Below are 7,050 nucleotides of genomic sequence, written 5' to 3' on the forward strand. Positions count from 1 at the left end.
TGGAAAGTTTTCGCTACGCTCAAATCTGGTCAGACTACACTTCTCAACTCACGCGCATTCATCACAACACGCTCATGGAGTACCATTTCAGTGTGAGCCTTCTGCTGTTTAAGTTGCAATGATTTGGCGATCGCGTGTGGTTAGCGGATCTTTTGTTGGCGCAAGAACTGAAATTTGTGTCATGATTATAAATTGCCTCTTCTTTAGTAGGTTGGGGCATAAGGGCGATCGCAAGTTTTCCAGACGCAGCGATCGTCCTATTTTATTGGTTAGTTTGTTGTGCTGAAGGTGCAACAATCTCAATCCAGAATTGGCGAAGCCTTCTTAAAGGCATCTTTAACGTTAGCTTCACAGTACAAAGACTGTAGAGAAGGTATTGGACGATCATCTTGCCCTCTGTGCAGTCTCGTATCTTTATTTAGTGATTTTGAGTATCTCTTCCTACAGGCTTTACCCAGCGAACCTTGTGCTATACAGCAGGAAGTTCTTGTTTCTCAAATCTATGTCTAGTTAGCGATTTCTCTATTAGACAGCTAGTCCCTCTGTTCTTACTATTCATCTTATTACGTTCAGTAATAGAATATCAAGGGTTAGGAAGAAATAACTTCGTTGAAGGCAGTAAATCTGTCACATCAAGACTCATGGCTTCACATATACGACTAATCACATCCTTTGACACTGTTAATGACTCAGATTTTCCCTCCCTGCCAGCAAAAAGACTAGGTGATTCTAATTGCTGAATATAAGACTCAGAGACAGTTTTACCTATTTTCTTTGTTTCTTCTGACAATGCTTTGCGACTTAACCCCTTATTTTCCCTGAGATTTCGCAACCGATTGCCTAAGTTTTCATTCCAGTGAAAAGTGGCTACAAGTTGCAGGTCTACTGCTGTCATAATAGAATTGTCTTTATTACGTTCCGTCATTGACACTAATATGCTACTTGATGTAGACTAAGATTGACAAGCACAATTCAACCAAATAGAACCGGAAGTGATCGCATCCCCCGCAACGAGAACGGCGATCGCTTACCTCAGACTTGCCTCAGATTTTAAATCAGGAGCAAATAGATTATTATGTCACAGATTGAAATAGCCCAAGTACTTGAACAGATTAAAGAAGAGATTGAAGTAGACGCTTTGGGAAACGCTAAAGCAAGCATCAGAGCTACAGCAAGGCTCGCTGGAGTCAGTGATATGGCAATTATTAAAGCCCTAGAAAGTGCAAACCTAGAACCTTCTAAACTGGCTCTAATGCTTATGGGACATAGCTTTAGTGCCGCAAACCTTCAGGAATGGAGAACAAACGGTATTCCTGATATAGCAATCGGTATTATCCTTGACTACTACGCCCATGAAGCAGGGCGCTATTGCACCAAGCAAGCCAAATTAGTCTGCCGTGCATTCAGCGGTGCTGGTGTGAGAGCCTGGATACAGGATATTAAAGGATGGTCAAAGGCGACACAGCAGAGCAACCCTACCCAACCAGTCCAGCCTTCAATGCCTGCCCTTGCCCCAGTCGAGCAGAGGTTACACACCCTCGTGCAAGCAATGAAGACATTAACTGAGTTAACTGGTGAACGCCTCAATCCTTACCTAGAACAGCAGTTTAAAGATTTTGTGGCAAGCTTGTTAGCTGAACATAACAGACAGGCACTACAGCCGAGTAAAGAACGTTGGCTAGGTGCTGTCAACTTTGCAGAGATTGAATTAGGTAAAACTGTACCTATCAAAGGTTCCCATTATCGTGGCTGTTTAGGCAAGTGGGTACGCACATTCTACCCACAACTAAGCTCACGCCAAGAGGAGAGGCTAGTAAACGGTACTCAACAGCCCATTTATGTCTACGCTTGTCACGAGACGGCTGTTGCGGCTGGGTTGACCAAAGCTATAGAAGAGTTCTTCGCTCATCCCAGTCCTGGAGCAGCGCTAAGGCAGGCGGGGGCTTTCGCTAGCAAAAAAGAAAAGGTATCAGTTTAATAACCATCAATCTTCAATTATTCAGTTACCCGAATTTTGAGTGCTACTGGCTACTAAGCTGATACTGACCTGAGATAATAAGCTTATTAAGAATTGTAACATTTGATAACGACACAAACAATAATTCATCTCAATGGATAGGTTAATGACGCGATTTCAAGACCCAAAAGCAGCAGCACTAGCCCAACAGATCGACCAAATCAATGCAATCGGTTGGGAGTCTGCGTGTGACCTTGCACAACAACAGTACGTAGCAAAAGGCAAATTATCCCCAGTAGAAACAGTATTGCGTTTCGATATGTTCCGAAAAAGAGCGCAAGATACGGCTGATAAACGACAAGCAATTTGGGCAGAACAAGTAAGCCGAGGCATTAGCGGAATCGAATGGTACACCGTTGAGTACGGCGGCATGGCGTTAGTTCTTCCCCGGCTGTGTGAGGAGTTGATGCTCGTTCCTGGGGATAAGGAGATATTGATGCAGTCCAACTCGGTGGCGTTTGGCTTCCTCGCGCACTGGAACATGGTGTTTAAGCTGTGGCATTATGACCGCGAGACAGAATCGCGCTGGCTAGAATCTCGCTGGAGTCAGTTTTACCAAGAGTACTTACAACGGGAATGGTTAGAACTGTGGGCAGAAGATGAGGTTTACCAGATTCTCCTAAAAGATGGAACGTTTCAGGATAAGCCTACATTCGCCATCAACGCTTGCTGTTACTGGGGTAATCCTTTAGCAGTCCACCGCACCACTGCATACTCTGATTCTGGCTCAAGCTGGTTTCAATGGAATAATTTTACACCTTGGAGATAAAAGCGATCGCTATTAAATAAGTAGCAATCGCCACGTTAAACACTCCTTCATATTTGGCATAACCAACATGAGAGTCATTGTTAGAGTCACCGAAAAAATTACTAGTGAAGCTCACATCAATATCCCCGATGGGCTTTCAGAAGCAGGTATTAGGCAGCATATTGTAGACCGCTATAACAGTGGCGAAATGCTGACTGATATGAACATTTTTCAAGTGGATTTTGAATCAATCAGCGCTCTTGTTGTCAAACAAACCGGAGAGAGTTCATGACTGTTGCACAACTGCTAACACCACAACCACATACAAGTGCATCTATAGAAACTGTTGGTAGACATCCACTGAACTTTTACGAGTCTCCGTCGTGGTTTACTACTGAGTTATTGCGCCATGTTCCCTTATCTGGTGTCATTGGTGAGCCGTGTGTAGGACATGGGGCGACGCAACATTACTATCGGCGTGGCCCTACACCAAGCAAATGTGGACGAACGATATTGATCCACATAAGGCGGCTGATTACCATCTGGATGCAACACTATCCGAGTCATGGGCTAAGTTTCCCGATTGTGACTGGATCTGCACTAATCCACCATATTCAGAGTTTGCTGCACCAATTATCAAGAATGCCTACCAGAAAGCGCGTGTAGGTGTTGCCGCATTCCTTCTGACCAGCTTTCTCGAACCCTGTGATGACCGGGCGGATTTCTTACAGCAGCATCCGCCGTCACTTGTACTGATTCTGCCTCGTTTTTGTTTTCGCAAGGACAAGAAAGGTAAACGCTGGGCGACAGATAATATCACCATTTCATGCTTTGTTTGGGACAAGCGCACTACAGAGCAACGAATTATTACACGCCCTGCTAATAGAATTGCTGGCTTTTACAAAACCCCAGATAAAGCGATTAGTCCTCAATCCGCTTTATCGATTGTGAGCGAAATCGCCAACAGTGAAATTAGTACCTACTATCAAAGATATCTTTAATTATGGGAAGTTTAATTGGGACACTTAAAAAGCACGCGCGCCGAATAGGAATATCTTTAGAAGAGTATCAATCCCTGGTAAATTCGGGTCAAAAATGGTGCTACAAATGCAGACAATGGAAAAATAAAACTAATTATAGCCAAGATAAAAGCAGGTGGGATGCTTTAAAAGCAATCTGCAAAAATTGTGACTACCCTAAAAAAGACAACTCTCCAAGTAAGCCCGAAAGAATTGAAAAAGCAAAAACTGGCTTTGCGTGGTGTCGTGGATGCAAGGAATGGATTCAAAAAGTCACTAATAGCAAATGGCAAGGGGCTTGTACATCCTGTCTTGCAAGGGAACAGAAGAAAATATACCACGAAAATGAAGAGACTAGATTTAAAATTGTGCAGCGTGTAAGAGATAGGCGAAAAAAAATAGATCCTATTTCTCTGCATTTAAAAAATGAATTGATGAATATATCTAAGGGTTTGTGTGTTTATTGTTGTAAAAACCAAGCTACTGGGTTGGATCACGTCATTCCTGTTGTCAAAGGCGGTAAATCAAAAAAAGGAAATCTTGTACCGTGTTGTCGTCACTGCAACAGTTCAAAAAATCAGTCCAATTTAAACGAATGGCTAGCTAAAAACAACATAATCCCTCATGAAGTGTTTTGGATTTTATTTACAGAGGAGCAAACAAATGAGTAGTATTATACAAATATCTTGGACTGACCAAACAGATAATATCATCCGTGCTAAAGGAGGCGGTTGGTGGTGTCATAAGAAAAGTGAGGGTTGTGCAAATTGTTATGCAGACAAATTAAATAAAAACTCTTTCTTTGGCGGAAACAAACAACCATACTCTGGGCGACCACCAGAGCTAGTGTTAGATACAGAAGCTATTCGGAAATGGGGATTCCAAAGAAAACCTAAGAAGCATTTCGTTTCTTCAATGACTGATGTTTTCGGTGAATGGGTTCCGCGTTTTTGGCAACACGAAATGCTGGGCGGAATGTTCGTTGCTCCTAATCAAATATTTCAGATTCTCACTAAACGCCCAGAAATCATGCTGTCATCTATGGATGAATGGCTTTCTTGTCACGGGCTAGACAAGCTACCTTTAAATATTTGGCCAGGAACTTCGATTGAGAATCGCCGCACTTTAGAAGAACGTAGTCAATTCCTTGCTCAGATTCCGGCTTTAACTCGCTTCTGGTCAGTTGAACCATTACTAGAAGATTTGGGCGATATCACTCAATACTTGAATGATGTTCAGTTAGTAATTGTTGGTGGTGAATCTGGCCCAAATTCCAGACCATGCCACATTGAATGGATTAATTCAATTGTCCAACAATGCCAACAATCGAAAACACCCGTATTTGTGAAGCAGTTGGGGGCGAATGCGAAATTTGGGGGACAGCAATTTAAAACCCGCGACAAGAAAGGGGGAGACATTGAAGAGTTTCCCCTTCATCTGAAAGTTAGACAATTTCCGTTTGATGCGTGAATAAAGCAAAACCCCCGCCTGTAGCGCAGTGCGGGGGAAAACCAAACCATTTGAGGTCTATAGATATGAGTTTAACAGAGAAAATGCAAAGTGATGGCTCTAGCTACGGTAGAAGAAAACGCCATATTTTTATCGATAGCAAGCTGGATGATCTACCACTAACAATGGAGGCATTTCGAGTTTACTCTCACCTGTGCCGTCGAGCCGGTTGTGATAATAACGCCTTCCCTTCATACAAATCTATCGGTGAAGCCTGTTTTCGTGGTTCTTTCCCTGCTTCCTCAACTGAAACTTTAAGGCAAAAAGTGATCGCAGCAGTCAGTGAATTGGTTTCGTGGAACTTAATTACTAAAACGCCCAAAACCAAGTCTAATGGTTCAGTATCTTCTAACCTGTATCAACTCACAGATATTGACGACTGGTTTGTTTCTCCTACTAAACAATCAAGTTTAATCAGAGGAAAAAATAGCGGTAGTAGTGGAGGAATACTAGGGGTGGTATTGGGGGGATACCAGGGTAGTAATGGGGGAATACCAGGGGTAGTAGTCGGGGAAGATCAGGGTAGTAGTGGGGGAATACCCAAAGTATATCCAGTTAAAGATTATCCAATTGAAGTCCATCCACTCAAGGACGCGCCCCTGGCAATGCCCCCCGCGCCCCCCACCCATGAAAGTGTGTGTGAAAAAGAAGAACTTGATTTAGCAACGGAAGAAATTGAACTTGAAAAACCAATTCCAGAAAAACCAAGTTTAGAAGAATCAGCCCCAGAAGAACCAATCCCACAACAACCCACTTCGTTGTTGAAAAATTCCGAGTCTTTGCAACAAACCGATAACACCTCAAGGAGATCAACTATTGCGGCGGGGTCGTTTGGGAAATCCGAGCAATCGAATAAGCCGCAACTAACTTGTCCCTACAAGACAGCCGGGAACGTGAAAGAACTGATTGATGCTTGGCTAACAGACCCGACTGCTATGAGTGATGATTGTGTGCCCCTGCTTGTCAGAGACTCAATCAAGTGGAATTGCTGGGTTTTACCTTGGCGCAATGGAGAGCGAAAGCTGAATAACTTGTACCAGAACTTCAACCCGATAGTCGTGGACTTTTTGGCTGCTGAGTTAGCCATTAAATCGAAACTCTCGGCACAACTCGAAATTACTCATGCGATCGCAGTAATGAACACTTGGGAGAAAACCAAAGGTGGGTGGACAAACTTGATCCAGCGTTATCACCAAGCATTGCAAACAGAAAAACAGCCCCTACCTCAACAGCACACTACTTTGGCTCACAGAGCAAACAATATCACTAGCACCACGCTCGAAGATGCTCTGGCACAAGACCGAATACGCCGTCAGCAAGAGCAATCAAAGCAGGTTCCATCCAATGGGTATCAAAACAGCCCACAAATGCTGGAGCTAAAAGCAAAACTTCAAGCCAAAGCAAATGAGCCAAAAGTTCCGAGCAACACCAGACCATCTTCCATGAATTTGGGCGAAGTTGAAGCGCAGTTACAATTAGCACTAAGGGCATAATTATGTACTCTAATCAAGACAACGTAGTTTCTTTCCATCCTGACAGGCCACTTGACAACTTGCCTCCACAAAATATCGAAGCTGAAGAAGCTATTTTGGGCGGGATTATGCTTGACCCAGAAGCAATAACCAGAGTCAGCGATCGCCTAACCATTGAAGCCTTTTACATCAGCGCCCACTCATATATCTATCAAGCCGCAGTCCAACTTCATGCTACATATCAACCCACAGATTTACTAAGCGTCACCGCATGGTTGGCTGACC

Annotated in this window: 9 protein-coding genes; 8 read left to right on the forward strand and 1 reads right to left on the reverse strand. The window is 43.5% G+C overall.

What is annotated here, in order from left to right; genetic code table 11:
* Positions 1–583: 583 nt before the first annotated feature.
* Positions 584–925 (reverse strand): helix-turn-helix domain-containing protein, encoded by a 342-nt coding sequence (locus tag H6G97_RS41790; RefSeq protein ID WP_100897662.1) that lies wholly within the window; start codon positions 923–925, stop codon positions 584–586.
* 150 nt (positions 926–1,075) lie between these two features.
* Here H6G97_RS41790 and H6G97_RS41795 point away from each other — a divergent pair, with 150 nt between their 5' ends.
* From H6G97_RS41795 to H6G97_RS41830, 8 genes are all read left to right on the forward strand, one after another.
* Positions 1,076–1,978, forward strand: coding sequence for a hypothetical protein (locus tag H6G97_RS41795; RefSeq protein WP_190946455.1), 903 nt, complete (start codon positions 1,076–1,078; stop codon positions 1,976–1,978).
* A 145-nt stretch (positions 1,979–2,123) separates the two neighbouring features.
* A complete protein-coding gene (locus H6G97_RS41800; RefSeq protein WP_190946456.1) occupies positions 2,124–2,786 on the forward strand; it encodes a hypothetical protein in 663 nt (220 codons plus the stop codon).
* A 67-nt stretch (positions 2,787–2,853) separates the two neighbouring features.
* Positions 2,854–3,057, forward strand: a complete 204-nt coding sequence (locus tag H6G97_RS41805; RefSeq protein ID WP_190946457.1) for a hypothetical protein — start codon at positions 2,854–2,856, stop codon at positions 3,055–3,057.
* Positions 3,058–3,205: 148 nt separating this feature from the next.
* Positions 3,206–3,766, forward strand: a complete 561-nt coding sequence (locus H6G97_RS41810) for a hypothetical protein (protein ID WP_242055949.1) — start codon at positions 3,206–3,208, stop codon at positions 3,764–3,766.
* 2 nt (positions 3,767–3,768) lie between these two features.
* Entirely contained in the window at positions 3,769–4,455 is a 687-nt protein-coding gene (locus H6G97_RS41815; protein WP_190946458.1) for an HNH endonuclease, read from the forward strand.
* Entirely contained in the window at positions 4,448–5,254 is an 807-nt protein-coding gene (locus H6G97_RS41820) for a DUF5131 family protein (protein WP_190946459.1), read from the forward strand. The genes H6G97_RS41815 and H6G97_RS41820 overlap by 8 nt, the downstream gene beginning before the upstream one ends.
* A gap of 65 nt (positions 5,255–5,319) precedes the next feature.
* On the forward strand, positions 5,320–6,786 hold the full coding sequence (locus tag H6G97_RS41825; protein WP_242055950.1) for a helix-turn-helix domain-containing protein: 1,467 nt from the start codon (positions 5,320–5,322) through the stop codon (positions 6,784–6,786).
* Positions 6,787–6,788: 2 nt separating this feature from the next.
* Positions 6,789–7,050: DnaB-like helicase N-terminal domain-containing protein (locus H6G97_RS41830; RefSeq protein WP_277883422.1), on the forward strand; the 262-nt coding region annotated here is incomplete at its 3' end.

It is taken from the genome of Nostoc flagelliforme FACHB-838 (assembly GCF_014698065.1).
In the GTDB taxonomy this organism is placed as follows: Bacteria; Cyanobacteriota; Cyanobacteriia; order Cyanobacteriales; family Nostocaceae; genus Nostoc; species Nostoc flagelliforme_B.

Excerpts from the sequence above, each read along its gene's own strand:
- H6G97_RS41825 (WP_242055950.1), top strand. The coding sequence starts at position 5,320 with ATGAGTTTAACAGAGAAAATGCAAAGTGATGGCTCTAGCTACGGTAGA.
- H6G97_RS41795 (WP_190946455.1), top strand. The coding sequence starts at position 1,076 with ATGTCACAGATTGAAATAGCCCAAGTACTTGAACAGATTAAAGAAGAG.
- H6G97_RS41805 (WP_190946457.1), top strand. The coding sequence starts at position 2,854 with ATGAGAGTCATTGTTAGAGTCACCGAAAAAATTACTAGTGAAGCTCAC.
- H6G97_RS41790 (WP_100897662.1), bottom strand. The coding sequence starts at position 925 with ATGACGGAACGTAATAAAGACAATTCTATTATGACAGCAGTAGACCTG.
- H6G97_RS41820 (WP_190946459.1), top strand. The coding sequence starts at position 4,448 with ATGAGTAGTATTATACAAATATCTTGGACTGACCAAACAGATAATATC.
- H6G97_RS41815 (WP_190946458.1), top strand. The coding sequence starts at position 3,769 with ATGGGAAGTTTAATTGGGACACTTAAAAAGCACGCGCGCCGAATAGGA.
- H6G97_RS41800 (WP_190946456.1), top strand. The coding sequence starts at position 2,124 with ATGACGCGATTTCAAGACCCAAAAGCAGCAGCACTAGCCCAACAGATC.